19 protein-coding genes are annotated in these 25,609 nt (G+C 56.3%); 10 read left to right on the plus strand and 9 right to left on the minus strand.

Features of this window, described 5'->3' with window-relative positions; translation table 11 throughout:
• Positions 1-112 precede the first annotated feature (112 nt).
• Genes ssuE through ssuB form a run of 5 tightly spaced genes read left to right on the plus strand, consistent with a single transcriptional unit; the run spans position 113 to position 4,353 of the window.
• Positions 113-688, plus strand: a complete 576-nt coding sequence (ssuE, locus tag AC4IBF_RS14300) for an NADPH-dependent FMN reductase (protein ID WP_008499940.1) — start codon at positions 113-115, stop codon at positions 686-688.
• Positions 681-1,643, plus strand: a complete 963-nt coding sequence (locus AC4IBF_RS14305; protein ID WP_136194627.1) for a sulfonate ABC transporter substrate-binding protein — start codon at positions 681-683, stop codon at positions 1,641-1,643. The genes ssuE and AC4IBF_RS14305 overlap by 8 nt, the downstream gene beginning before the upstream one ends.
• Positions 1,640-2,785 (plus strand): FMNH2-dependent alkanesulfonate monooxygenase, encoded by a 1,146-nt coding sequence (ssuD, locus tag AC4IBF_RS14310; RefSeq protein ID WP_252092707.1) that lies wholly within the window; start codon positions 1,640-1,642, stop codon positions 2,783-2,785. Before AC4IBF_RS14305 ends, ssuD begins: the two co-directional genes overlap by 4 nt.
• 9 nt (positions 2,786-2,794) lie before the next feature.
• Entirely contained in the window at positions 2,795-3,586 is a 792-nt protein-coding gene (gene ssuC / locus AC4IBF_RS14315) for an aliphatic sulfonate ABC transporter permease SsuC (RefSeq protein WP_115874645.1), read from the plus strand.
• Positions 3,583-4,353 carry an aliphatic sulfonates ABC transporter ATP-binding protein gene (ssuB, locus tag AC4IBF_RS14320; RefSeq protein ID WP_133294108.1) on the plus strand — a complete coding sequence of 257 codons (771 nt, stop codon included), beginning with the start codon at positions 3,583-3,585 and terminating at the stop codon, positions 4,351-4,353. Before ssuC ends, ssuB begins: the two co-directional genes overlap by 4 nt.
• Before the next feature lie 50 nt (positions 4,354-4,403).
• Here ssuB and pepN read toward each other — a convergent pair whose 3' ends face one another.
• Positions 4,404-7,016, minus strand: a complete 2,613-nt coding sequence (gene pepN / locus AC4IBF_RS14325; protein WP_115874643.1) for an aminopeptidase N — start codon at positions 7,014-7,016, stop codon at positions 4,404-4,406.
• Positions 7,017-7,270: 254 nt separating this feature from the next.
• Between pepN and pncB the strand changes: the two genes are divergently transcribed.
• The 4 genes from pncB (at position 7,271) to aspC (ending at position 13,124) form a co-directional block, all read left to right on the plus strand.
• The gene (gene pncB / locus AC4IBF_RS14330) at positions 7,271-8,473 is read left to right on the plus strand and encodes a nicotinate phosphoribosyltransferase (protein ID WP_133294106.1); all 1,203 of its coding nucleotides are present in this window, start codon (positions 7,271-7,273) and stop codon (positions 8,471-8,473) included.
• Positions 8,474-8,638: 165 nt separating this feature from the next.
• Entirely contained in the window at positions 8,639-10,039 is a 1,401-nt protein-coding gene (gene asnS, locus AC4IBF_RS14335; protein ID WP_111964555.1) for an asparagine--tRNA ligase, read from the plus strand.
• A 606-nt stretch (positions 10,040-10,645) separates the two neighbouring features.
• A complete protein-coding gene (locus AC4IBF_RS14340; protein WP_047651295.1) occupies positions 10,646-11,749 on the plus strand; it encodes a porin in 1,104 nt (367 codons plus the stop codon).
• Between the two features lie 184 nt (positions 11,750-11,933).
• Complete coding sequence (gene aspC / locus AC4IBF_RS14345; RefSeq protein ID WP_143344894.1) at positions 11,934-13,124, plus strand: aspartate transaminase; 1,191 nt, start codon at positions 11,934-11,936, stop codon at positions 13,122-13,124.
• 48 nt (positions 13,125-13,172) lie between these two features.
• On the opposite strand, the gene AC4IBF_RS14350 is transcribed toward aspC, so the two are convergent.
• The 7 genes from AC4IBF_RS14350 to cmoM all read right to left on the minus strand — a co-directional run bounded on the left by AC4IBF_RS14350 (position 13,173) and on the right by cmoM (position 23,811).
• Positions 13,173-13,820 (minus strand): MBL fold metallo-hydrolase, encoded by a 648-nt coding sequence (locus AC4IBF_RS14350; RefSeq protein ID WP_008499950.1) that lies wholly within the window; start codon positions 13,818-13,820, stop codon positions 13,173-13,175.
• A 20-nt stretch (positions 13,821-13,840) separates the two neighbouring features.
• The gene (gene mepK / locus AC4IBF_RS14355; protein ID WP_032639289.1) at positions 13,841-14,392 is read right to left on the minus strand and encodes a peptidoglycan L,D-endopeptidase MepK; all 552 of its coding nucleotides are present in this window, start codon (positions 14,390-14,392) and stop codon (positions 13,841-13,843) included.
• 174 nt (positions 14,393-14,566) lie between these two features.
• Positions 14,567-16,390, minus strand: coding sequence for a L,D-transpeptidase (gene ldtD, locus AC4IBF_RS14360; protein ID WP_143344893.1), 1,824 nt, complete (start codon positions 16,388-16,390; stop codon positions 14,567-14,569).
• A gap of 179 nt (positions 16,391-16,569) precedes the next feature.
• The gene (gene mukB, locus AC4IBF_RS14365) at positions 16,570-21,021 is read right to left on the minus strand and encodes a chromosome partition protein MukB (RefSeq protein WP_248173311.1); all 4,452 of its coding nucleotides are present in this window, start codon (positions 21,019-21,021) and stop codon (positions 16,570-16,572) included.
• A complete protein-coding gene (mukE, locus tag AC4IBF_RS14370; protein ID WP_008499954.1) occupies positions 21,021-21,725 on the minus strand; it encodes a chromosome partition protein MukE in 705 nt (234 codons plus the stop codon). Before mukE ends, mukB begins: the two co-directional genes overlap by 1 nt.
• Positions 21,706-23,028: a chromosome partition protein MukF gene (gene mukF / locus AC4IBF_RS14375; protein WP_041910621.1), complete on the minus strand. Its 1,323-nt coding sequence runs from the start codon at positions 23,026-23,028 to the stop codon at positions 21,706-21,708. Before mukF ends, mukE begins: the two co-directional genes overlap by 20 nt.
• Before the next feature lie 3 nt (positions 23,029-23,031).
• Complete coding sequence (gene cmoM / locus AC4IBF_RS14380) at positions 23,032-23,811, minus strand: tRNA uridine 5-oxyacetic acid(34) methyltransferase CmoM (RefSeq protein WP_023311004.1); 780 nt, start codon at positions 23,809-23,811, stop codon at positions 23,032-23,034.
• A gap of 124 nt (positions 23,812-23,935) precedes the next feature.
• On the opposite strand from cmoM, the gene elyC reads away from it, so the two are divergent.
• Positions 23,936-24,715, plus strand: a complete 780-nt coding sequence (gene elyC, locus AC4IBF_RS14385; RefSeq protein WP_063408037.1) for an envelope biogenesis factor ElyC — start codon at positions 23,936-23,938, stop codon at positions 24,713-24,715.
• On the opposite strand, the gene AC4IBF_RS14390 is transcribed toward elyC, so the two are convergent.
• Positions 24,692-25,585 (minus strand): YcbJ family phosphotransferase, encoded by an 894-nt coding sequence (locus AC4IBF_RS14390; protein WP_111964561.1) that lies wholly within the window; start codon positions 25,583-25,585, stop codon positions 24,692-24,694. The genes elyC and AC4IBF_RS14390 overlap by 24 nt on opposite strands.
• Positions 25,586-25,609 lie beyond the last annotated feature (24 nt).

Genomic DNA, 25,609 nt, shown 5'->3' on the forward strand with positions numbered 1-25,609 from the left:
TCGCATTTTAATTGCAGATAAATCATTTAGTGGAATAACCGTGCGGTGTCACACTCCTGAAAATTGTTATGAATGTTAGATAAAAGCAAACAATTAGTTATAAGGAGGAAGTATGCGCGTCATTACCCTGGCCGGAAGTCCACGATTCCCATCGCGCTCCAGCGCCCTGCTGGAATATGCCCGCGAAAAACTCAATGCTCTGGATGTGGAAGTGTGCCACTGGAACCTGCATAACTTCGAACCTGAAGATCTGCTTTATGCCCGTTTTGACAGCCCTGCGCTGAAAACGCTCATCGAGCAGCTTAACGGCGCTGACGGCTTAATAGTGGCAACGCCCATTTATAAAGCCTCTTTTTCCGGCGCGCTGAAAACCCTGCTCGATCTGCTTCCGGAACGCGCCCTGGACGGCAAAGTCGTGCTGCCGCTGGCAACGGGCGGTACGGTTGCCCATTTACTGGCCGTGGATTACGCCCTGAAGCCGGTACTGAACGCGCTGAAAGCGCAGGAGATCCTCCACGGGGTTTTCGCCGATGACTCGCAGGTCATTGACTATCAACACAAACCACACTTTACGCCCAACCTGCAAACCCGCCTCGATAACGCTCTGGAAACGTTCTGGCATGCCCTTCACCGCAGAGATATCCAGGCCCCGGCGTTTGGTCAGCCTCAAGGAGTCGCACATGTTTAAAACGTTCACCCGTATCGGTCTGGCAGGTCTGATGGCCCTTACCTCGCTGGCCCATGCCGCAGAAACAGCTCCGGAAAGTTTACGCATCGGGTATCAGAAAGGCAGCGTCAGCATGGTGCTGGCGAAAAGCCACCAGCTTCTGGAAAAACGCTTCCCGGATACTAAATTCTCCTGGGTGGAGTTCCCTGCCGGCCCGCAGATGCTGGAGGCCCTGAACGTCGGCAGTATCGATCTCGGCAGCACTGGCGATATTCCGCCCATTTTCGCCCAGGCCGCGGGAGCGGACCTCGTCTATGTAGGCGTTGAGCCGCCCAAGCCGAAGGCCGAGGTGATCCTGGTGCCTGAAAACAGCGACATTAAAAGCGTCGCCGACCTTAGAGGACATAAAGTTGCTTTCCAGAAAGGTTCCAGCTCACACAACCTTTTGCTGCGAGCTCTGCAAGAGGCCGGACTCAAGTTCACCGACATTCAGCCCGTCTACCTGACTCCCGCTGACGCGCGCGCCGCGTTCCAGCAGAAGAACGTTGATGCCTGGGCCATCTGGGACCCGTACTACTCCGCCGCATTGCTGCAGGGCGGCGTTCGCGTGCTGAAAGACGGTACCACGCTGAAGCAGACCGGCTCGTTCTATCTGGCCGCGCGTCCTTATGCGGAAAAGAACGGCGCATTTATTCAGGGCGTGCTGGATACCTTTACCCAGGCCGATGCCCTGACCCAGACCCAGCGTCAGGAGAGCATTTCCCTGCTGGCGAAAACCATGGGCTTACCTGAGCCGGTGATCGCGAGCTATCTCAACCACCGTCCGCCGACCACCATTACCCCGGTGGACGCACACGTCGCCGCGCTTCAGCAACAAACGGCTGACCTTTTCTATCAAAACCACCTCGTGCCAAAACAGGTCACTATTCGCGAACGCATCTGGCAGCCTGCAGGCAAAGAAGGAGCTAAATCATGAGTCTGAATCTTTTCTGGTTTTTACCCACCCACGGTGATGGACACTATCTTGGTACAGAAGAGGGCTCGCGCCCGGTTGACCACGGCTACCTGCAGCAGATTGCGCAGGCGGCGGACCGAATCGGTTTCACTGGGGTGCTCATCCCGACCGGACGTTCATGTGAAGATGCCTGGCTGGTCGCCGCATCAATGATTCCGGTCACCCAGCGTCTGAAGTTCCTGGTTGCGTTACGTCCTAGCGTCGTCTCCCCTACCGTGGCGGCACGTCAGGCGGCAACGCTGGACAGACTATCCAACGGCCGCGCCCTGTTTAACCTGGTGACGGGCAGCGATCCGCAGGAGCTGGCAGGCGATGGGGTGTTCCTTGACCATACCGAACGCTATGAAGCTTCCGCCGAGTTCACCCGCGTCTGGCGACGCCTGCTGGAAGGTGAAACCGTTACCTTCAAAGGCAAGCATATCCACGTTCGTGACGCGAAACTCTACTTCCCGCCGGTACAGCAGCCGCGACCGCCGCTCTATTTTGGCGGATCGTCGGATGTAGCCCAGGATCTGGCGGCAGAACAGGTCGATCTCTATCTGACCTGGGGCGAACCGCCTGAGTTGGTGAAAGAAAAAATTGCCCAGGTCCGCGCTAAGGCGGCCGCCCATGGCCGCAAGGTGCGCTTCGGCATTCGCCTGCATGTGATTGTGCGCGAAACCAGTGAAGAAGCCTGGCAGGCGGCGGACCGCCTGATCTCGCATCTGGATGATGAAACGATCGCCAGAGCCCAGGCCGCATTTGCCAAAACCGACTCCGTCGGGCAGCACCGGATGGCATCCCTGCACAACGGCAAGCGCGAGAATCTGGAGATCAGCCCGAACCTGTGGGCGGGCGTTGGTCTGGTGCGCGGCGGTGCGGGCACGGCGCTGGTCGGCGACGGACCGACCGTGGCCGCGCGCATCAACGAATACGCCAAGCTGGGTATCGACAGCTTCATTCTCTCCGGTTATCCGCACCTGGAAGAGGCCTACAAGGTGGGCGAGCTGTTATTCCCGCACCTGGATGTCGCCATTCCGGAAATTCCGCAGCCGCAGCAGCTCCAGCTGCAGGGCGAAGCCGTGGCGAACGAATTCATTCCACGTAAAGCCGCACAGAGCTAAGGAGCGACCATGTCTGCCACCTCACAAAAATGGCTGCTGCGCGCCGCGCCGTGGTTTTTACCCGTCGGCATTGTGGCTCTCTGGCAGCTCGCGTCGTCCACCGGCTGGCTGTCGAGCCGCATTCTGCCCTCTCCGGAGGGTGTTGTAGAAGCGTTCTGGTCGCTGAGCGTCAGCGGTGAGCTGTGGCAGCACCTGGCGATCAGCTCCTGGCGCGCGGCGATCGGGTTTTCCATCGGCGGCAGCATCGGTCTGGTTCTGGGCCTGATCAGCGGTCTTTCACGCTGGGGCGAGCGGCTGCTGGATACCTCCATCCAGATGCTGCGCAACGTGCCGCATCTGGCGCTGATCCCGCTGGTCATCCTGTGGTTTGGGATTGATGAGAGCGCCAAGATTTTCCTCGTGGCGCTGGGCACGCTTTTCCCCATTTACATCAACACCTGGCACGGCATCCGCAATATCGATCGCGGTCTGGTCGAGATGGCACGCAGCTACGGCTTGTCCGGTTTTTCCCTGTTTATTCACGTGATCCTGCCGGGCGCCCTGCCCTCCATTATGGTCGGGGTGCGTTTCGCGCTCGGCCTGATGTGGCTAACGCTGATTGTGGCGGAAACCATCTCGGCCAACTCCGGGATTGGCTACCTGGCGATGAACGCCCGCGAATTCCTGCAAACGGACGTGGTGGTGGTTGCCATTATCCTTTATGCCCTGCTCGGCAAACTCGCTGACGTTAGCGCCCAGTGGCTGGAGCGCAGCTGGCTGCGCTGGAACCCGGCCTATACCCTTCAGGAGGCGAAAGCATGAATACTGCACGACTGAATCAGGGGACACCGCTACTGCTGAACGGCGTCACCAAACGCTACGGCGATAACACCATTCTTAACGGGCTGGATCTGCATATTCCCGCCGGACAGTTTGTGGCAGTTGTCGGGCGCAGCGGCGGCGGAAAGAGTACCCTGCTACGGCTTCTGGCCGGACTGGAAGCCCCCAACGGCGGCGATATTCTGGCAGGGACAACGCCGCTTTCGAATATCCAGGACGATACCCGCATGATGTTCCAGGACGCGCGCCTGCTGCCGTGGAAATCGGTTATCGATAATGTCGGGCTCGGTCTTAAGGGCAACTGGCGGGATGAAGCCCGCCAGGCGCTGGCCGCCGTTGGGCTGGAAAATCGAGCCGATGAATGGCCTGCAGCCCTTTCGGGTGGGCAGAAGCAGCGCGTGGCGCTGGCGCGCGCGTTAATTCACCGTCCGGGCCTGCTGTTGCTTGATGAACCGCTGGGCGCGCTCGACGCCCTGACGCGAATCGAAATGCAGGATTTGATTGGATCTCTCTGGCAGGCACACGGCTTTACGGTACTGCTGGTGACGCATGACGTGAGCGAAGCCGTCGCAATGGCCGACCGGGTGCTGTTAATAGAAGATGGCAAAATAGGTCTGGATCTGACGGTAGATCTTCCGCGGCCTCGTCGCGTGGGCTCGGCAAGACTGGCGGAGCTGGAAGCGGAAGTGCTGGATCGGGTGATGAAGCGTGGAGGTACGGAGTTACAGCGAGCTAAGGCTAATGCCTGATGCCCTCACCCCGGCCCTCTCCCACAGGGAGAGGGCCGGGTTAACTTTTATTACGCTAAGGCTTTAGCAATCTTCTCGTACAGATCGCCAGACAGGTTTTCCAGCCCTTTCAGCTGCTCAAGCGCGGCACGCATTTTCGCCTGACGCTTCGCATCGTAGCGTTTCAGACGGATCAGCGGCTCAATCAGGCGCGACGCCACCTGCGGGTTACGGCTGTTCAGCTCGGTCAGCATTTCCACCATGAACTGATAACCGCTGCCGTCTTCGGCGTGGAACGCGGCCGGGTTGCTGCTGGCAAACGCGCCAATCAGCGAACGCACGCGGTTTGGGTTGCTCAGTGTAAAGGAACGATGCTTCAGAAGGCTGCGCACGTTGCTGAGCGCATCGGCCGCCGGGCTGGTCGCCTGCAGGATGAACCACTTGTCCATCACCAGGCCATCCTGATGCCACTTGTCGTCGTACTCCTGCATCAGCGCGTCGCGGCACGGCAGCTCAGCGGCAACGCTTGCACCCAGCGCGGCCAGCGCGTCGGTCATGTTATCCGCTTCATGATACTGCTTGCTCACAAGGGTGTTCGCCAGCTCGGTTTCACCAAACGCCAGGTAGCGCAGACAGGTATTACGCAGAGAACGTTTACCAATGTCCGCGTGCTCAACGCGATAAGCATCAAGCTTGTTGGCGTTATAAATGGCGAGGAACTCGTCCGCCAGCTCAGCAGCCAGCGTACGGGTCAGCGCTTCACGCACCGCCACGATCGCGATCGGATCGATAATCTCGAACAACTCGGCGATTTCCGTTGCTGACGGCAGGGTCAGAATTTCAGCGGCGAGCGCCGGGTCAATCTTCTCATCCAGCAGGATCGCGCGGAACGCGTCAGCCACGTGCACAGGCAGCGACAGCGGCTGGCCCTGCTGGTGACGGTTTACGTTGATCTTGATGTAGGTCGCCAGCAGGCTTTGCGCCGCATCCCAGCGGGAGAAATCGTTGCGCGCGTGACGCATCAGGAACGTCAACTGCTGATCGCTCCACTTGTACTCCAGCTTCACCGGCGCGGAGAATTCGCAGAGCAGAGCAGGCACCGGCTGGAAGTAGACGTTATCAAAGATAAAGGTCTGCTCGGCCTGGGTCACGTTCAATACGTGGTGTACCGGGTGGCCGCCCTTCTGCAGTGGGATGACTTTGCCTTCGTTATCGTACAGCTCAATGCTGAACGGAATATGCAGCGGGTATTTCTCTTCCTGCTCTGCCGTCGGCGGCGTGCGCTGACTGATGGTCAGCGTGTACTGCTCGGTTTCCGGATTGTAGTCGTCTTTGACGGTAACAATTGGCGTACCGGCCTGGCTGTACCAGCGGCGGAAGTGGGAAAGATCGACATTAGAGGCATCTTCCATCGCCTGCACGAAATCGTCGCAGGTGGCCGCGCTGCCGTCATGACGCTCGAAGTAGAGCTGCATCCCTTTCTGGAAGTTCTCTTCACCCAGCAGGGTATGGATCATGCGGATAATTTCTGCGCCTTTTTCGTACACCGTCAGGGTGTAGAAGTTGTTCATCTCAATGACTTTATCCGGGCGGATCGGATGCGCCATTGGGCTGGCATCTTCTGCAAACTGCAGGCCGCGCATGGTACGCACGTTGTTGATGCGGTTCACCGCGCGTGAACCCAGATCGGAGCTGAACTCCTGATCGCGGAAGACGGTCAGGCCCTCTTTCAGGCTCAGCTGGAACCAGTCGCGACAGGTGACGCGGTTACCGGTCCAGTTGTGGAAATATTCGTGGCCGATGACGCGTTCGATATCGAGATAATCTTTATCGGTAGCGGTATCGGTGCGCGCCAGCACGTATTTGGAGTTAAAGACGTTGAGGCCTTTATTCTCCATTGCGCCCATGTTGAAGAAATCAACGGCGACGATCATATAGATGTCGAGGTCATATTCGAGGCCGAAGCGCTCTTCGTCCCACTTCATGGAGTTGATGAGCGAGGTCATCGCCCACGGCGCGCGGTCAAGGTTACCGCGGTCTACGAACAGCTCCAGCGCCACCTCGCGGCCTGAGCGCGTTTTGAAGGTGTCACGCAGCACGTCGAAGTCCCCCGCCACCAGCGCAAACAGGTAGCACGGTTTCGGGAACGGATCCTGCCACTGAACCCAGTGACGGCCATTCTCCAGCTCGCCTTCACCTACGCGGTTGCCGTTGGAGAGCAGGAAGGGATACAGGGTTTTATCGGCGATGATTTTGGTGGTGAAGCGCGCCAGGACGTCCGGGCGATCGAGATACCAGGTAATGTGGCGGAACCCTTCCGCTTCACACTGGGTACACAGCGCCACGCCAGACTGGTAAAGCCCTTCCAGCGCGGTATTGGCGGCCGGGCTGATTTCATTCACGATGCGCAGCGTAAACTGTTCCGGCAGGTTGTCGATGACCAGTTGGTTGTTTTCTTCTTTATAGTCCGACCAGGCTTCATCATTGATATGCAGGGAGACCAGCGTCAGGTCTTCGCCATCCAGACGCAGCGGAACGGCGGTTGCGCTGTGGCGCGTCACTTGACTCACCGCCGTGACAACGGTTTTTGTGGCATCCAGGTCAAAAGTCAGATCGATTTCGCTAATCAGGTAATCCGGCGCACGGTAGTCGTGGCGGTATTTGGCTTGTGGCTGTTGTGTCATAGAAAACCTTATGCATCGTTTGTCGAGTAACGTTTCAATATATTCCTGTTGCGCAAATCGCGCTATGCAGAATGTTCATCTTTTCAGGGGCAAAACCTTTTTTTGCTACATTTGTATAACACGGGGCACAAAATGCCCTCGACCATAAAACGCGCTTATGTTGTGATCGGGGTTCAATAAATCACTAAACAAGGTATACTCCGGAGTTGTTTATTGTACTAAACGCTCCTGTGAGAGGATGCTACTGCGCACCTATGACTCAATTCGCTTCTCCAGTTCTGCATACGTTGCTGGATACCGACGCGTATAAACTGCATATGCAGCAAGCCGTTTTCCACCACTACTATGACGTTCACGTCGCGGCGGAATTCCGCTGTCGTGGCGACGACTTGCTCGGTATCTACGCAGACGCCATTCGTGAACAGGTCGATGCTATGCAGCATCTGACGCTGCAGGACGAGGAATATCAGTGGCTTTCTGGCCTGCCTTTCTTCAAAGCCGACTACCTGAACTGGCTGCGCGATTTCCGCTATAAGCCGGAGCAGGTCACCGTGCTTAACGATAACGGCAAGCTGGATATTCGCCTTGAAGGTCCGTGGCGGGAAGTGATCATGTGGGAAGTGCCGCTTCTGGCGGTGATCAGTGAACTGGCTCACCGCTACCGTTCGCCGGAAAAAGGCGTCGAGCAGGCGGTCGCCGCGCTGGAAAACAAACTCGCAGCCTTCTCCACGCTGACCGCAGGGCTGGACATGTCCCGCTTCCGCCTGATGGACTTTGGTACGCGGCGCCGTTTTTCGCGCGACGTACAGGAGGCCATCGTTAAACGTCTGCAGCAGGAGCCGTGGTTCGTGGGCACCAGTAACTACGATCTGGCCCGTCGCCTCAACCTGACGCCAATGGGTACCCAGGCGCACGAGTGGTTCCAGGCGCATCAGCAGATCAGCCCTGACCTGGCCAACAGCCAGCGCGCGGCGCTGGCCGCATGGCTTGAGGAGTACCCGAATCAACTCGGGATCGCCCTCACCGACTGCATTACGATGGATGCCTTCCTTCGCGACTTTGGACCTGAATTTGCAGAGCGATATCAGGGGTTACGCCACGATTCAGGGGATCCGATCGAGTGGGGCGAGAAAGCGATTGCCCATTACGAGAAACTTGGCATTGACCCGATGAGCAAAGTGCTCGTCTTCTCGGATAATCTCGACCTGGCGAAAGCGGTCGAACTCTATCGTCATTTCAACACCAGAGTGAACCTGAGTTTCGGGATTGGTACCCGGTTGACCTGCGACATTCCTCAGGTAAAACCTCTGAATATCGTGATAAAGCTGGTGGAATGTAACGGCAAGCCGGTGGCGAAACTCTCCGACAGTCCGGGTAAAACCATCTGCCATGACAAAGCGTTTGTCCGCGCATTGCGCAAAGCGTTCGATCTCCCCTTGATTAAAAAAGCCAGTTAAGCGCTTATGGGAGCCTTTATGGCTCCCTTCCCTTATTTATTTCTCAATTCTTCTCTTTTGACTGCGAAATTTACTTGTCTGATAGCGGATGGCAGGTAACATAGATATCCCCCCATAAGGGTGGACAAGTGTTTATTTTTTCCGACTATTAACAGAGAGAATATTATGAGCGTTGTGCCTGTAGCCGACGTACTCCAGGGCCGTGTCGCCGTTGACCAGGAAGTCACCGTGCGCGGATGGGTGCGTACCCGCCGAGATTCTAAAGCTGGCATCTCCTTCCTCGCCGTCTATGACGGTTCCTGCTTTGATCCTGTACAGGCCGTCATTAATAATTCTCTGCCCAATTACAATGATGACGTTCTGCACCTGACAACGGGCTGTTCCGTTATTGTCACCGGCGTGGTTGTAGCATCACCGGGTCAGGGCCAGAGCTTCGAAATTCAGGCTTCTGCCATTGAAGTCACCGGCTGGGTTGAAGATCCGGATACCTATCCGATGGCGGCTAAACGTCACAGCATCGAATATCTGCGTGAAGTGGCCCACCTGCGTCCGCGTACCAACCTGATTGGTGCGGTGGCGCGCGTGCGTCATACGCTGGCGCAGGCGCTGCATCGTTTCTTCGATGAACAGGGTTACTTCTGGGTGTCGACCCCGCTGATTACCGCGTCCGACACAGAAGGTGCCGGTGAGATGTTCCGTGTCTCAACGCTGGATCTCGAAAACCTGCCGCGCACGCCGGAAGGTAAAGTGGACTATGACAAAGACTTCTTTGGTAAAGAGGCCTTCCTGACCGTTTCCGGTCAGCTCAACGGCGAAACGTACGCCTGTGCGCTGTCTAAGATCTACACCTTCGGCCCTACCTTCCGCGCAGAAAACTCCAACACCAGCCGTCACCTGGCGGAATTCTGGATGCTGGAGCCGGAAGTGGCGTTCGCCGACCTGGACGATGTTGCGGGCCTGGCGGAAGCGATGCTCAAGTACGTCTTCAAAGCGGTGCTGGAAGAGCGTCCTGACGACATGAAATTCTTTGCAGAACGCGTAGACAGCGATGCTGTAGCGCGCCTGGAACGTTTTGTCTCAGCCGACTTTGCGCAGGTGGACTACACCGACGCGGTGGCGATCCTCGAGAAATGCGGTGAGAAGTTCGAGAACCCGGTTTACTGGGGCGTAGACCTGGCGTCTGAGCACGAGCGCTATCTGGCCGAGAAGCATTTCAAAGCGCCGGTTGTCGTTAAAAACTACCCGAAAGACATTAAGGCCTTCTATATGCGCCTTAACGAAGACGGTAAAACCGTGGCAGCGATGGACGTCCTGGCGCCGGGCATTGGTGAAATCATCGGTGGCTCTCAGCGTGAAGAGCGTCTTGACGTGCTGGACGCGCGTATGGAAGAGATGGGGCTCAACCCAGCTGATTACAGCTGGTACCGCGATCTACGCCGTTACGGTACCGTACCGCACGCCGGTTTTGGTCTGGGCTTCGAGCGTCTGATTGCCTACGTGACCGGTGTTCAGAACGTACGCGACGTGATTCCGTTCCCACGTACTCCACGTAACGCCAGCTTCTAATCGCTAAAAGACTAAAATGGCCAGCAGATGCTGGCCATTATTTTATTCTGTATTGTCAGTTTTCGTCAGCTTAAAGTCAGCGTCTTTAAACCTTCGCCCCGTCACAACCACTACCTGTTACGTTTTGTTTCCGCGAAACATCCAGCCACAAAAAATAAACCCTATTCTTATTGCGATTATTTCACCATCGGGCAATAGCACAAATTTCAACCATTTTCACAGCCATCCAGAAGGCTTTCAGGAGTCATAAGAAAAAACGGGTCGTTTAGCGTCTGTTTATATGAATTGCCTTTATCCAAATTAATCATAAGGAATTCATATATATAGGATATGCTCTGTTGTTTAATTCGCCAGGGCACTCTGAAGTTTGAGGTGGTTCACAAAGTTCCCAAAAATACATATTTAGTTACACATATTTTCTTTCCGTTACTCAATCTTGAGAATTGTAGCACTTTCAGGCTAGCGAAACGCTTCGGCGAATGGAAAGATGCCTGTCAGATACATAAAGACACCTAACTCTCATCAATAGTTCCGGAAATATTTATTGACAGAATTTATTGACGGCAGTGGCGAGTGTCATAAAAAAACCAATGAGGGTAATAAATAATGATGAAGCGCAATATTCTGGCAGTGGTAATCCCTGCCCTGCTGGTAGCCGGTGCAGCTAACGCTGCAGAAATCTATAACAAGAACGGCAACAAGCTGGACTTCTACGGTAAAGTTGTGGGTGAACACGGCTTCACCACTTCTGGCGTACACAAAAACGCTGACTCCTCTTATGGCCAGATCGGCTTCAAAGGCGAAACTCAGATCAATGATCAGCTGACCGGCTACGGCCAGTGGGAATACCGTGCACGCGCCGGTGCAGCTGAAGGTGACCAGACTAACGTAACTCGTCTGGCTTTCGCTGGCCTGAAAATCGCTGACGCGGGTTCTCTGGACTACGGTCGTAACTACGGTATCGTGTATGACGTAGAATCCTACACCGATATGGCTCCATCCTTCTCTGGCGAAACCTGGGGTGGCGGTTATGTTGATAACTACATGACCAGCCGTTCTACTGGCCTGCTGACCTACCGTAACAACAACTTCTTCGGTCTGGTTGATGGTCTGAACTTTGGTGTTCAATACCAGGGTAAAAACGATCGTAAAAACCTGAATGAAGCAAACGGCGACGGCGTTGGCCTGTCACTGGGTTACGAGTTCGGTGAAGGCTTCGGTCTGATCGGTGCCTACAGCACCGCTAACCGTACGCTTGAGCAGAAAAAAGATGGTAAAGGCGATAAAGCTGAATCCTGGGCTGTTGGCGCGAAATACGACGCAAACAACATCTACCTCGCGACCGTTTATGCAGAGACTCGCAACATGAGCCGCCTGGGTAACAGCGGCGAAAACTATGTTCCGAATGATGATGGTAATGTTTATAACATTGCTAACAAGACTCAGAACTTCGAAGTTATCGCTCAGTACCAGTTCGACTTCGGCCTGCGTCCTTCCGTTTCTTACGTTCAGTCCAAAGGTAAAGACCTGAACGGCATCGGCGACCGTGACCTGGCGAAATACATCACCACTGGTGCGACTTACTACTTCAACAAGAACTTCAACGTGTACGGTGACTACCGCTTCAACCTGCTGGACGACAAAGATGCGTCCACCAGCTGGGTTGGCTCTGACAACCAGGCTACCGTTGGCGTAACCTACCAGTTCTAATCAGTACACCACTTTGTTATATGCTTAATGAACAGGGCTTCGGCCCTGTTTTTTTATGCCTGACAGAAAATAATGGCGACTTTTGAAAAGCCGCACGCTTTTCGTCGCAAACGGTTGGCATTTTGTAAATCTACCGTTAACCTGATAGCGGATTTCACTTCTGTAATCACAATGGAACTTCGTCATGTTTGAGAACATTACCGCCGCTCCTGCCGACCCGATTCTGGGCCTGGCCGATCTGTTTCGTGCCGACGACCGCCCTGGCAAAATCAACCTGGGTATTGGTGTATATAAAGATGAAACCGGCAAAACTCCGGTACTGACCAGCGTTAAGAAAGCTGAGCAGTATCTGCTGGAAAACGAAACCACCAAAAACTACCTCGGTATTGATGGTATCCCTGAATTTGGTCGCTGCACCCAGGAGCTGCTGTTCGGTAAAGGCAGTACAATTGTGAGTGACAAACGTGCCCGCACAGCACAGACCCCAGGCGGTACCGGTGCGCTGCGCGTGGCGGCGGATTTCCTTGCGAAAAACACTTCTGTTAAGCGCGTTTGGGTAAGCAACCCAAGCTGGCCTAACCACAAGAGCGTGTTTAACTCTGCGGGTCTGGAAGTGCGTGAATACGCCTACTACGACGCGGCAAACCACTCTCTCGACTTTGACGGCCTGCTGGCGAGCCTGAGCGAGGCGCAGGCAGGTGACGTGGTGCTGTTCCACGGCTGCTGCCACAACCCAACCGGTATCGACCCGACGCTTGAGCAGTGGCAACACCTGGCGAAGCTGTCCGTAGAGAAAGGCTGGCTGCCGCTGTTTGATTTTGCCTACCAGGGCTTCGCCCGTGGTCTGGAAGAAGATGCCGAAGGCCTGCGCGCGTTCGCAGCCGTGCACCAGGAGCTGATTGTCGCAAGCTCATATTCCAAGAACTTCGGTCTGTACAATGAGCGCGTGGGTGCCTGTACGCTGGTTGCCGCTAACGAAGAGACCGTCGATCGTGCGTTCAGCCAGATGAAATCGGTTATCCGCGCTAACTACTCTAACCCACCGGCACACGGTGCGTCTGTCGTTGCGACTATCCTGAGCAACGATGCGCTGCGCGCTATCTGGGAACAAGAGCTGAACGATATGCGTCAGCGCATCCAGCGCATGCGCCTGCTGTTTGTGAACACCCTGGCTGAGAAAGGCGCGGATCGCGACTTCAGCTTTATCATCAAACAGAACGGCATGTTCTCATTCAGCGGCCTGACCAAAGAGCAGGTTCTGCGTCTGCGTGAAGAGTTCGGCGTGTACGCCGTGGCCTCTGGCCGCGTGAACGTTGCAGGCATGACGCCTGACAACATGGCGCCACTGTGCGAAGCGATTGTCGCCGTACTGTAATTTGCGCCCATAAAAAAGCCTGCGTTATGCAGGCTTTTTTTATTCGGGTTACCAGACAGGCATTTCATCCTGAAGGAACGGGTTATGGAGCCGTTCATAGCCCAGCGTCGACATCGGACCGTGTCCAGGGATAAACGTTACATCATCACCAAGCGGCAATAACTTCTGTTTAATCGACTGAATCAGTTGACCGTGGTCACCGCGCGGAAAATCGCTGCGTCCTACGCCACCTTTGAAAATCACATCGCCGGAAATCAGCAGACGGGACTGGTCATCAAAGAAGACGATATGGCCCGGCGTATGCCCAGGACAATGCAACACCTGTAAAGTCACATTCCCTATGCTAACGCGCTCTCCTTCGTTCAGCCAGCGATCGGGCGTCAGTGGTTGACACTCATCCAGGCCAAACATGCGGCTTTGGGCGGGTAACCCCTGCAGCCAGAACTCATCTTCTTTTTCCGGACCGACTATCGGCACGCCGTAGTGTTCAGCCAGTTCAGCCGCTGCACCCACATGGTCGAGGTGACCATGCGTCAGTAAAATCTGCATGAGCGTCACGCCGCTGTCGGCGACTTCCTGCTTGATCTTCTCAGCGTCACCGCCGGGATCGACAAGCGCGGCCAGTTTAGTCTGTTCGCACCAGATGAGAGAACAATTCTGGGAGAACGCGGTAACCGGAATAATACGATAGTTCATACTGCTCCTGTGTTTCGTTATTACCAGTGCCGAACCGGACCGGTATCAATATGCACAAAGTTGCTGCTGGGGTAATATCCTACACCACCTGCGCGCATAGATAACGCAGCTTTGCGAATATTGGCTAACGAAACGCCTTCAATATGGAAATCCATTGCCTGTCCCTTCGTGTGATAGCTTTTTTTCGCTACCCCGCGACTGTGGGCGCGAAGTTCATTATTGGTATCAATCGAGCGATAGCCAGAAATGAGCTGAACCGGCTTGCTGGTGCCCAGCAGGCCCTGAAGGCGGAAAAGCTGATCAAACAGTCCTGGATCGATGGCTTTTATTTTATTCGCGCGGAAATCACGGAAAAAATGGTTAAGTCTTGCTAATTCATCCTGAATATAGCCTCTGCCATCGAAAAACTCCGCTTTTAGCGACTCACCGGTATGCAGGTTGTTGAGCGTTAAAACTCGCGGACGAGGTGTCGAGAGGGTGGCAAATGCTGGCGTCGGCAAGATGGCCGCTGCGCCAAGCGCAACACCACCTAACGCCAGCAGTTTGCGGCGATTAGCGTCAAATTTGTCCATGATAATCAGGTCTACAGGTAAAAGAAATCGTAATATGCTTAGCGCACGAAGGGCACCTTAACTGGCAAAACCGGGTACGTCAAGGCGCCCAACCCCAGTGAATACGCGGCTTACAGCGATATTGCCCCTTATTCACCCTAACTTACGACAATCATTTTTCCCGAACTGCTTCATTTACCTGATTAATTGTTCCGCTTTTGGCAAAATTTGTGCGCCGGATCGCGCGGTGAGATCATAATTGTAAATATCTGTACGGTACTGAGTACGCCCGTCTTCGCCAACAAACGCCGTCAGATAGTAGAGATTGACCGGAATGTTGTGTCGAATATTAACGTAACGCGTATCCCCCTGCTTCAGGGCATCGGAAATGCGCGTATCGTTCCAGCCCGCATCCTGCAATAGCATATTGGCCAGCTCCGAGGCTTTGTTCACGCGTACGCAGCCAGAACTCAGCGCGCGAGTATCTTTCTGGAACAGGTTGTGGTTCGGCGTATCGTGCAGATAGATAGCGTCTGAACTCGGCATATTGAATTTGTAGCGCCCTAAAGAGTTATGCGCCCCGGGTGCCTGCTGGAAACGGAACGGCAGATTAGAAGCCGTAATTGTCGACCAGTCGACCATATAAGGATCGATGGCCTCTTTACTGTTCCATCCGCGCATCACCGTATAGCCATGACGTTCCAGATACCCCGGATCGTTCCAGACCTTCGGCAGAATGTCTTTTCTCGCCAGCGTCGGCGGCACGTTCCACGGTGGGTTAACCACCACGTTATTCAGCGCGCTGCTCATCATCGGTGTTTTACGATCCGGACGTCCGACAATCACGCGCGACGCCAGTTTTTCGCTACCGTCCTGATAATAGACCAGGGAATAAGCCGGAATGTTAACCATAATTCCGGTAGAGAGTGTTCCCGGCAGCAGGCGCAAACGCTGGATATTGAGCGCCAGCACCCCTGCCCGCTGCGCAGGCGATACGTTCAGCCAGTCTCGCGTCGTCTGGCCAATGACGCCATCGGCCCCCAGCCCCTGTGCGGTCTGGAATTGCTTCACTGCCGCAACCAGCTCGCGATCGTATGCTGCGGGTTTATTGCTGACGGCAATCGCTTTTTTCTCCTTCACGGGAGCTGACGGGCTGACCGCCGCATTTTGCGGATCGTCGCCTGGCAACGCAATATGTGGCCCGCCATCAAGAAGACCGGAGCGAGTCAGGATCTCGCGCAGAGCAGGCACATCGCTGCTCCACTGCCCCGGACGCAGCGTCGCGGTGCCGCGCATCTGAGGCCATGGGCGCGAGTCACCCACCAGCGCGAGGAGCGACTGGTGCAGAGTGGCATATTGTGGGTGCGCCGGTGCGAGGCTGGCGATAAAGCGCGGCAGTTCGCCGTTATCCAGCGCTAACTGCCATTGGTTAATCACCGACAGTGCCGGCGTCGCCAGCTTGTACGGCTTATCGCTGTAAAGCCAACGGTTGCCGTTGACCGGAATACCCGCCACGAACTGCAGGTAGCCCATCATGGCATCGGAAAGCACCACGTCCCGCGCCTGCCCGGTGACGGCAGGATCGGTTAACAGCTCAACCCATTTTGTAAACTGCGGCTGAAACCCTGCAATCGCAACCTCCGCCAGCTGCTGCTGGAAGGCGCGAACGGCATCGCGGTTTTCCCACATCGGTTTCATATCGCGGGCAGCATAAAGGAGCGTGAGCTGATTGAGATAGACAGGCGCGTACCCGGACGGCAGCCCCGACTGCAGCTGCTGGCTGAGCGATTCGGCGTCGATGCCTTCCGGCAGCGGCTTAATACCGGCCATGATAGCCGTTGCCGGAGACTGGTCCAGAGGCTGGGACAACGACGTTGGCTGCGCGCCCGTCGTTGCCGAGCTGTCAGTCGGCACAATTTCAGGCTCGTCGGCCTGGGCGGTTAACAGCGGAGCAAACATCACTGCCAGGCATAAACTTAGCGCCGACAGCTGACGACCACATTCTTTCTTAAGCAACATCCCTTGCCCCCTGTTTTCACGACATGCCCATCACGTTGGGGCTTTCTTTCATTATAGGTAGACGGCTAAGCTGTTGCCTTACCTTATGTAAAGAAGTTTAAAGATAACGCAGCCCTAAGCACAAGTTAAGTTTAAAAAAAAAAGCGGCGCCAGGGCGCCGCTTCGGGTCAGAAGACGCTTCAGGAAGCGTCCGCCGTGGTTTCAGGCAATGATTCTGGCGGCTGCGGCGCAAAGCCACGCAGCCCAACAACGTGAACGTGTTCGCTGTTCTGGAACACTTTACGCACCAGCTTGTAGGTTGTCCCTTTTTCGGGACTGATGTTCTCAGGTGCCGCAATGATGAGCTGCATATCGAGACGTTCGCAAAGCTCAAAAAGCGTGGCAATGGAGCGCGCATCAAGACGCGCAGCCTCATCAAGGAACAGCAGTCGGCATGGGGAGATGTCTTTGCCGCGCAGGCGGCGCGCTTCGTCTTCCCAGCTCTGTACCACCATCACCAGAATTGACATACCGGTACCGATCGCTTCACCGGTAGAGAGCGCTCCGGATTCCGCACGCAGCCAGCCGTCTGAGCCACGGTTTACCTCAACTTCCATTTCCAGATAGTTACGGTAGTCCAGCAGCTCTTCACCGATGGTTTGCGGCGTACGCTGCCCCATATCAATCTGCGGGTTCAGGCGCTGATAGAGCTTCGCCAGCGCTTCGGAGAAGGTCAGACGGTTACTGTTAAACAGATCCTGATGCTGCTCGTGCTGCTCAGAAAGCACTTCCAGCAGGGTGGCATGCGCTTCACGCACGTTAACGTTGAGGCGCACGCTGTTCACCTGACCAAACGACACGCTCTGCAGCCCCTGGTTGAGCTGGCGGATACGGTTCTGCTCGCGCTGAATGGTTTTACGAATAATGTTCGCCACGCTGCGGGAGCTGATTGCCAGCTTCTGCTCGCGGGAGGTCAGCTCTTCCGTCAGACGGCCCAGCTCGATTTCCATCTGTTCGATGGCTTCGACCGGATCGTCAGTACGGATGATGTCCTGGCGAATACGCTCGCGCAGGTGCTGGTAAACCGCCACGAAGAACTGGATTTTACGTTCAGGACGTTTCGGATCCTCTGACATGCGCAGGACATCGCGCAGGTGTTCGTTATCCGCCACCGCCAGACGCAGGGCACCCAACGCCTTATCCGACATGGAACGCAGCTCATCGGCGGAGAGATATGCCAGCTCACGACGGTGCAGACGACGCTCAACGTTATTATCTTTCACCATGCGCATCACCGCGCACCAGCCCGCCTTGGCGGTCACGACCTGCTCACGCATTTCGTGATAATCGCGTTCCAGCTTGCGCAGGCGACGGGTCAGGTTATCCATTTCGGCTTCGCAGAAGGTCAGCGCTTTTTCCAGCTGATTACGACGCGCACGGTTATTGCTGAGCTGCGAATGCAGTTCGTCACGACGGATACGCGCACGCTCTTCTGCCCCGCTGTCGGCACGAACGCCGATGTCCTGAAGCTCTTTCTGCAGATCGTTTAACAGCTCTTTCTTGGTGTCGAAGGAGCTTTTCAGCGAGGCCAGCACCTGGTTGTACTGGTTCAGCTGAGCGGAGTGGCTGCGCATTGCTTCGCGGGCGCGAGTACGTTCCGCTTCAGCCTGCTCAAGACGCTGACGCAGCTTTTCGTTCAGGTCACTGTTACCGCTCAGCATTTCCGCCGAATCGGAGTAGCCGAAGTGGGCGCGACGCTGCACCACCTCCGTCAGGGCAAACGCCTGCTGACGCGCCTCGCGCTGCACCTGCTGTGACCAGGCATAATCTTCTTTTAACTGCTCAAACTGCTCCGGGTCGCTCTGCAGGACAGAGACTACCGGCTCGAGCTTCGCCAGCTGATTGCCGTGCTGCTGCACGAAGCGCGCGGCTTCCTGCGCTTCATCCAGACGCTCCTGGATCTCGTCCACGCGATCGGCCAGCGTGTCATCCGCCAGCAGATTCAGGCGCGGCAGAATACGGTTAAGGGCCGCGACGCCCTCTTTCGCCTGCTCGAACTGGACGCGGCTCTGCTGGTTGTCGCTTTCATGGCTGGCAATCGCCCGCTCCAGCTCGCCGCGACGGGTATTGAGCTTGCGGATTTCCGCTTCCGGGTCAGCTTCAAAGGCCACGGCCAGATGGCTGCCGATAAAGCGGCTAAACGCCTGATGCAGGCGCTGGGTTTTCTGCACGTCAAACGACAGGGTCGCAAAACGTTCAGACAGCGTTTCACGCTCGGCGTGCAGGCTTTCGATGCGGCTTTCGCGCGCGGCGCGGCCAAACAGCGGCAGCTCAGGGAAGCGGGAATAGCGCCACTGACGGTCGGCGATTTTCACCACCACCGCTTTTTCCAGCTCGTCGACGCTGAATACGCTGTCATCGAACGACTGCGGATCCCCTTCGATCAGGTAGAGATCTTCCGGACAATCTTCCAGTCCGGCAAGCTGCTCAGAAATCAGCGACAGATCCGGGACCACTATCGCGTTGCGGGATGGACCGTACAGCGCGGAGAAGTACGGGGCATCATCAAGACCTACATCATCATAAATCTCGGACAGCAGCACGCCGCCAAAACGCTCGGCGAGTGCATTCAGGCGCGGATCTTCTGACCCGCCCGGCTGGCTTAAGCGCTCAATTTCTTCGTCGACGTCACGCTTGCGCGCGCCCACTTCATCACGCTCAACAATAGCTTCGCGCTCGCGCTCCAGCAGCTGCTGCAGGTATTCTGTCACTTCCTGGCTGGATTCGAACTGCTCGCCGCACTGTTCGCTGAGCTGGTTCAGGCTGCTTTGAGCCGCCAGCCAGACCGGCGCCCGCTCCAGAAGCGTCTTCGAACGGGACTGAAGCTGCTCCAGCTCCTGACGCAGAGTCATACGCTGTTCGCTGGCGCTGGAGACCGTGTCTGAAAGCGCAGCGATACGCGCTTCCAGCTCCTGATGCAGGGCCTCAAGCTCGTCGAAATCGTAATTTTTTCCCTGACGCTTGCAGAATTCCGCCAGCAGACGCTCGGCTTCCTGCTGCTCGCGCAGGCGCTGCTCCAGCTCGTTCAGACGCATACGCAGCGGCTGAACCTGCTCGGCCAGATGGCGCTGGTTCACGCCGTCGCGCAGCAGCTCACGGGCAACGTCCCAGGCTTCGCTACGCGCCAGCGGGCCGTTAATCGCAACGACTAGCTGATAAGCCTGCTCAAACTGGCTGTGCGCCGTTTGCGCGACGCTCATTTTCTGTTCGAGGGACAGCAGTTTTTCGGTGGCTTCCTGCTCTTTGGCCTGGAAGGTATCCAGCCACTCGTCGGCGCTTTCCGGCGTCAGGTCAGGCAGATGGCACAGCTCTTTCGCGCGCTGCAATGCCTGCAGTGCCTGGGTGTACTGAATCGCGCGCGTCTGCTGCACGTCCAGCGCCTGCTGGTAATCGGCAAGCTGGCTTTTCAGCTCATCCACTTCCAGCTCGGCGGCTTCGGCGCGGGCTTCGTTCTCTTCCTGCATGTCGGCGGCTTCGGCCACCACTTCATTTTGCTCTTCGAGACGGATCTGCAGCTCGTCGAGGTCCGCTTCATAGCGCTCGATTTTTTCCTGCTGACGCAGCGCGGTTTGCACCAGGTTCAGGTGATCGCTGGCGGCCTGGTAGTCGGCTTCCAGGTCGCCCTCGGCACCGTTGTGCTCACCGAGTTCGCGCGCCATTTCGACGTGCTTGTACTGCTCGGCCACCAGCTGTTTACGGGAGGTAAACAGCTCGCGACGGTATTCTAATGCCTGATCGAGGTGGACGCGGCGCTCGTTGGCGTGGCGCATGTAGTCCGCCGCCACGTAGTTGGTGGCTTCGCTGATCAGGTGTTTAAACAGGTCACGATCGGACTGGGTAACGCGAATCGCTTCCAGCGTCATACGGTTTTCACGCAGCGCCGCTTCCATATCCTGGAAGGCCTTACGCACCCCGCTGTTTTCCGGCAGCAGGTAGTCGCGCAGGGAGCGGGTAATCGCGCTGGAGATACCGCCGTACAGAGACGCTTCAATCAGGCGATAGTATTTGCTTCGGTCTGATGCCGTGCGCAGACGACGCGCCACCACGCCCAGATCGAACATGAGCGAGTGGTAGTCGGTAATCGAGTTGAACTGCTTGAACTGCACGCCTTCGATCGCTTCGAGCTTATCTTTCAGCTCCTGCAGCGTTAGCACGCGCGCCTGGCGTTCGTTCAGAGTTTCCGTCAGCAGCGCCGTCGGCTGCACGGAGGTCGGCAAGCCCTGAATCGCAAACGGCTTGATATCCACTTTACGGTCGCGGCCGGCGACCTGCTGCAGGCGCACGCCCACGACTACACGCTGATGGCGGGAGTTAATGACGTCCAGAACCGAATAACAGACGCCGGCCTTCAGCTTACCGTGCAGACCTTTATCACGGGAGCCGCTTGTTGCCCCCGCTTCGGTGGTGTTACGGAAGTGAAGCAGCGTCAGGTCAGGGATCAGCGCCGTGACAAAGGCCGCCATGGTGGTGGATTTACCCGCCCCGTTACCGCCGGAGAGCGTCGTGACCAGCTCATCCAGATCGAACGTTCGGGCAAAGAAGCCGTTCCAGTTAATCAGCGTCAGTGAGCGAAATTTACCGCGTTCAATCATTACTCTTCCTCCCCGCTATCCGGCAGATTCTCTTCATGCTCATCATTGAGCTGCAAATGGTTTTCCACCGGCATCGCTTCACCGTCGCGGATCATGCGAAGCTGCGCTTCACGCGCGTCATCGCCCGCACGCACGTCGGCGCCGAAGCGGAAGACAGATTCCGTAATGCGGAATTTGCTGCTGTCATGGCCCATAAACCAGACCATTCCCAGACGACGCAGACGGTTCAGGGAAGAGCGAACCTTTTCCTGTAATTTCTGACGGTCAAGATCCGAACCCGTGGAACGGTTGTTCACCAGCTTGAGCAGCTTGCTCTCATCTGCCAGCGTCAACAGCTCGTCGTAAAGTTCCTGCTGGGTGAAGATCCCTTCATTCGCCAGACGTTCCGGGCTGAGGTAGAGGTAGCAAAGAATTTTGCCGACCATCATATCCAGCTCGGAAAGCACGGAACGCGGAATCAGCGTCGTGGAGCGCGGGCGCAGGTAGAAAAAACCTTCCGGCGCGCGGATAAGCTCCACGTTGTAGCGCGCGTAAAACTCTTCCAGGTACTCCTGAAAGTCCATCAAAAAGGCGTGATTATCCAGCTCGTCTAAGCCAATGTGACGACCGGCACGCAGCTGGCTGTCCAGCGCCGGAAATAACGGATTCGCCAGCGCCTGTGCCAGCTTAACCGGCATCACTTGTTCAATATTTGTCAATGACATGCGCCTGTACCTTGGCTCCGTAATCGTTAATTGGCTGCCACTTCGGCGGCAGTCCGGTGAAATCTGCTTGCGCGATACCCAGGCGCACCGCCTGGTCTACCACAATGCGGGCAACGTCGAAGTGGCGCGCACGAGGATATTGCGCCAGATAGTCGCGCACCACGAGTCCAAGATCCAGCGGAGCTTGTCTGGTTTTGTAGACCGCGAGCTGTTCTTCGATCATCGCCGCAAGCTGCTCGCGAATTTCGTTAAATTCTTCGTATTCCAGATCCGGCGGCAGTTCACCGGTCACCTCTTCATCGCGCAGCGCCATCTCTTCGTCACGCATATCCAGCAGACGATCGGCATTGGCGTAGGTCAATGCCCACGGCGCATCGAAATAGGTCTGTACCGACTGACGCAGACGCTGAGCAAAGACGCGGTTTTTATCCATATCGATCGCGGTACGGATAAATTTATGCACGTGTCGGTCATAGCCGATCCACAGGTCGATCGACTGCTGGCCCCAGCTGATAATACGGTCGAGTTTGCTCTGCAGGTCGAACACCAGACGGTCAATAAAGTGCAGATCGTCGTGCGCCAGGGTCGCATCCTGGATGCGTAGAAGGTTCGCCTGAAGCTTATCCCCTGCGGCTTCCAGCGTATCCTGGAGCTCACGCAGCGTGCCGGAAGTTTCTGACAGCAGAAGTTCACAGCTGGAGATGGCCGCTCGCCAGTCTTTATTCAGCAGCTGTGCGATATCGTCTTTCACCTGCTGCTGCTGCTCGTCCATCAGGCGCTGGGTGAGATCGATACTGTCGAAAATCTCGGCCACCGAATATTTCAGCGGCGCGTAGACGTTACGGTGCCAGTGGAATTCGTCACCGTTTTCATCCGCCGCGTCGGCGGCGCGCTTAAGCTCACCCGCCACGATCGAGAGCTGCATGGAAAGACGCAGCGTGGAAAATTCACGCTGGCGGATATAATAATCGGTGATGCCGATGCCCAGTGGCGTCAGACGATAGATGGCGTTTCCTTCCGCCTGCTCGCTGGTAAAGCGGTTCAGCAGACGTTGACGCACCATATCGTTGATTGCGTTGTTGGCACGCACGCTAATGGTTTCGCTGGTTTGCTCAAACGCATCACTGACATGGCGGAACGCATCCACCAGTTCACCCTCGCTCATTTCACCATCCAGCCGTTCACCGTTCAGCGTGGCAACCGCCAGCAGGAAAGAGAGTCTATCTACCGGCAGCGAGATGGAGAAATCGTTTTTCCTGGCCCAGGCAACCAGTTCGGGGACTGTCTGGGAAAATTCACTCATAGGTTATCCTTGCATCTGCGGCTTGTGCGCGGTGACGTGAATATAGCGGCCAAGGCTGATAAAAGGCTCCTGACGGCAATACCGCGTTTCTAATTCTGTTAAGGTGTCAAAACAGTCACGCTGTTTGTGTTTTTCACGCAGATAATCATGAAACACCCTGACGCCCGTCTTCCCGACTATCTGCCAGCCAATCGCTTCCAGCCAGCCATAAACCTGCTGTGGATCGCGCGGATAGTCCGGGGAAAGCGTGCGCTTTTTCTTTTTGGGCATCCCGACCTGAACATAGTCGAAGTTTCCTGCAACCATGTTGTGCATCAGAAAGCCGTTAGCATTGTAGAACATCAGCGACAGCGTGCCGCCCGGGCGCAACATCGACCACAGGGTTTGTAACACGCTTTGCGGATCGGCAACCCACTCCAGCACCGCATGAAACAATATCAGATCAACCTGGGTTTCCAAATGCTGTGCGATATCCTGAGCGGCGCATTGTATGAAATGCATGTTGTCGCTCACACCTTTCTCTTCTGCCGCACGCGTCGCCCGGGCGACCATTTCAGCAGAAAGATCGCAAAGCGTGACGTGATGACCGCGTTCAGCCATTTTTATGGCCGTCTGGCCTTCACCGCCACCGGCGTCCAGCACGCGCAACGTTTGACCACCGAACGTAGCCAGAATGGTGTCCAGATCCTGCCAGAGGATCGTCTGACGGAGCTGCCCTTTCGTGGTGCCATAAATGTTGCGCGAAAACTTTTCCGCGATGTCATCAAAATTGCGATCCCGCATTGGGAGAGTTCCACTCGCTAACTGCAAAACCGCTATTTTGTCACACCCGCGCGGAGAATGAACCTCTCTGGTGTAATATCACGGGTAATCACCTGCTATATGGTCAAAAAAGGAACCAAAAAGGATGCTTTTTACCCTTAAGAAATACATTGGAGGGATGATGCTTCCCCTTCCGCTGCTGCTCATCATCATCGCGCTGGGGCTGGCGCTGGTGTGGTTCAGTCGCTTTCAGAAAAGTGGCAAAACGCTTATCACGCTCGGCTGGTTAGTCTTGCTGCTGCTAAGCCTGCAACCGGTCGCAGATGGTCTGCTACGCCCCATCGAAAACAAGTACCCGACATGGCAGGGAAAGCAGAAAGTGGCGTACATCGTGGTGCTGGGCGGCGGATATACCTGGGATCCTGACTGGGCCCCCAGTTCAAACCTGATCAACAACAGCCTGCCGCGGCTGAACGAAGGTATTCGCCTCTGGCTGGCGAATCCGGGATCAAGAATGATCTTCACCGGCGCGGCGGCCAAAACGAACCCGGTGAGCACGGCTGAAGCGGGCGCCAGGGTCGCGGAATCGCTCGGCGTACCGCGTTCTTCAATAATCACTCTCGACAGCCCAAAAGATACCGAAGAAGAGGCTGCCGCTGTGAAGCAGGCAATTGGCGATGCCCCGTTCTTACTGGTGACCTCCGCCTCACACCTGCCGCGCGCGATGATTTTCTTTGAGAAGCAAGGCCTGCACCCGCTTCCCGCGCCGGCAAACCAGATGGCCGTCGACGCGCCGCTCAACCCGTGGGAGCGGGCTATCCCCTCCCCGGCGTGGCTGATGCATAGCGACCGCGTCGGCTATGAGACGCTTGGACGCCTCTGGCAGTGGCTGAAAGGATCGTCAGGCGAGCCAGGGCAACAGTGATTTTGTTGCCAGATCGAAGTTTGCGCGATTAAAACGTCCGGTGTTCACCAGCTGCGCGACTTCGTCCCAGAGCAGGTAGAGCCAGCGCCGCCAGAGAAATGCTTCCGCAACAGGGGCGCGCTGAAGGTAATGCCACAGTAAACCTTCCGCCGCCCCGCTGTCGCTGAGCCTGAAGAGCTCATATTCGCGCGGAGCCCAGAGCATGATCCCCGGCCCGAGCATCGCCAGAAGCTGATCGCTGCGGGCATCTTTGAGCATGCTGCGCAGGGTGAAATTACCGTGGATCAAAACGCAGTTGTCATTAAAACCGTCGAACAGTGCCGGTAGGCACTCGCGGGTGCGAAACAGAATGCGTTTGTCCTGCATGGTTAAACCGGTATTGTTGAACTGGTTAAGCGTCCCCCAGAGCACTTCCACCCGCTGGCGGTACCACTGCGGCCACAGGTTTTCCTGAGTGCTGTCGACCGGACCAACAAGCCCGCGGCTATCCTGACGGTGCCAGGCCAGCAGCGCCTCGACAATCTGGTCTTTTAACTGCTCCCAGCGTTCCGGCGTGCGCGCAGGCGCTTCAACGGACACACCGCGTAAACGCTCAATCAGCAGCACGTCCGGGCCGGGGTGTTCCTCGTGGGTCATCACGCCGTACACCGTCGGCATACGGACGGTCCCCTCCCGCGCCAGCATCGACATTTTCCATGCAAGCTGCCTGGCTACTCCCGGCGAGGTGAAACTTCTGGCCATCAGCGGCATTGGGTTGCCCTGACTGTCATACAATGACCAAAGCGCGGTATCGGCCTTTTCACTCACGCATTCTACCCGGCTTAATTTCTCACCCAGCAGATGGCTAAGTTCGGCACGCAGCTGTTCCATATGAGATTACCCCCATTAAGACTA

The organism is Enterobacter sp. Taxon_8, assembly GCF_058354585.1.

Coding starts and splice junctions, on each gene's coding strand:
- ssuE (WP_008499940.1), top strand. CDS start 113: ATGCGCGTCATTACCCTGGCCGGAAGTCCACGATTCCCATCGCGCTCC.
- AC4IBF_RS14305 (WP_136194627.1), top strand. CDS start 681: ATGTTTAAAACGTTCACCCGTATCGGTCTGGCAGGTCTGATGGCCCTT.
- ssuD (WP_252092707.1), top strand. CDS start 1,640: ATGAGTCTGAATCTTTTCTGGTTTTTACCCACCCACGGTGATGGACAC.
- ssuC (WP_115874645.1), top strand. CDS start 2,795: ATGTCTGCCACCTCACAAAAATGGCTGCTGCGCGCCGCGCCGTGGTTT.
- ssuB (WP_133294108.1), top strand. CDS start 3,583: ATGAATACTGCACGACTGAATCAGGGGACACCGCTACTGCTGAACGGC.
- pepN (WP_115874643.1), bottom strand. CDS start 7,016: ATGACACAACAGCCACAAGCCAAATACCGCCACGACTACCGTGCGCCG.
- pncB (WP_133294106.1), top strand. CDS start 7,271: ATGACTCAATTCGCTTCTCCAGTTCTGCATACGTTGCTGGATACCGAC.
- asnS (WP_111964555.1), top strand. CDS start 8,639: ATGAGCGTTGTGCCTGTAGCCGACGTACTCCAGGGCCGTGTCGCCGTT.
- AC4IBF_RS14340 (WP_047651295.1), top strand. CDS start 10,646: ATGATGAAGCGCAATATTCTGGCAGTGGTAATCCCTGCCCTGCTGGTA.
- aspC (WP_143344894.1), top strand. CDS start 11,934: ATGTTTGAGAACATTACCGCCGCTCCTGCCGACCCGATTCTGGGCCTG.
- AC4IBF_RS14350 (WP_008499950.1), bottom strand. CDS start 13,820: ATGAACTATCGTATTATTCCGGTTACCGCGTTCTCCCAGAATTGTTCT.
- mepK (WP_032639289.1), bottom strand. CDS start 14,392: ATGGACAAATTTGACGCTAATCGCCGCAAACTGCTGGCGTTAGGTGGT.
- ldtD (WP_143344893.1), bottom strand. CDS start 16,390: ATGTTGCTTAAGAAAGAATGTGGTCGTCAGCTGTCGGCGCTAAGTTTA.
- mukB (WP_248173311.1), bottom strand. CDS start 21,021: ATGATTGAACGCGGTAAATTTCGCTCACTGACGCTGATTAACTGGAAC.
- mukE (WP_008499954.1), bottom strand. CDS start 21,725: ATGTCATTGACAAATATTGAACAAGTGATGCCGGTTAAGCTGGCACAG.
- mukF (WP_041910621.1), bottom strand. CDS start 23,028: ATGAGTGAATTTTCCCAGACAGTCCCCGAACTGGTTGCCTGGGCCAGG.
- cmoM (WP_023311004.1), bottom strand. CDS start 23,811: ATGCGGGATCGCAATTTTGATGACATCGCGGAAAAGTTTTCGCGCAAC.
- elyC (WP_063408037.1), top strand. CDS start 23,936: ATGCTTTTTACCCTTAAGAAATACATTGGAGGGATGATGCTTCCCCTT.
- AC4IBF_RS14390 (WP_111964561.1), bottom strand. CDS start 25,585: ATGGAACAGCTGCGTGCCGAACTTAGCCATCTGCTGGGTGAGAAATTA.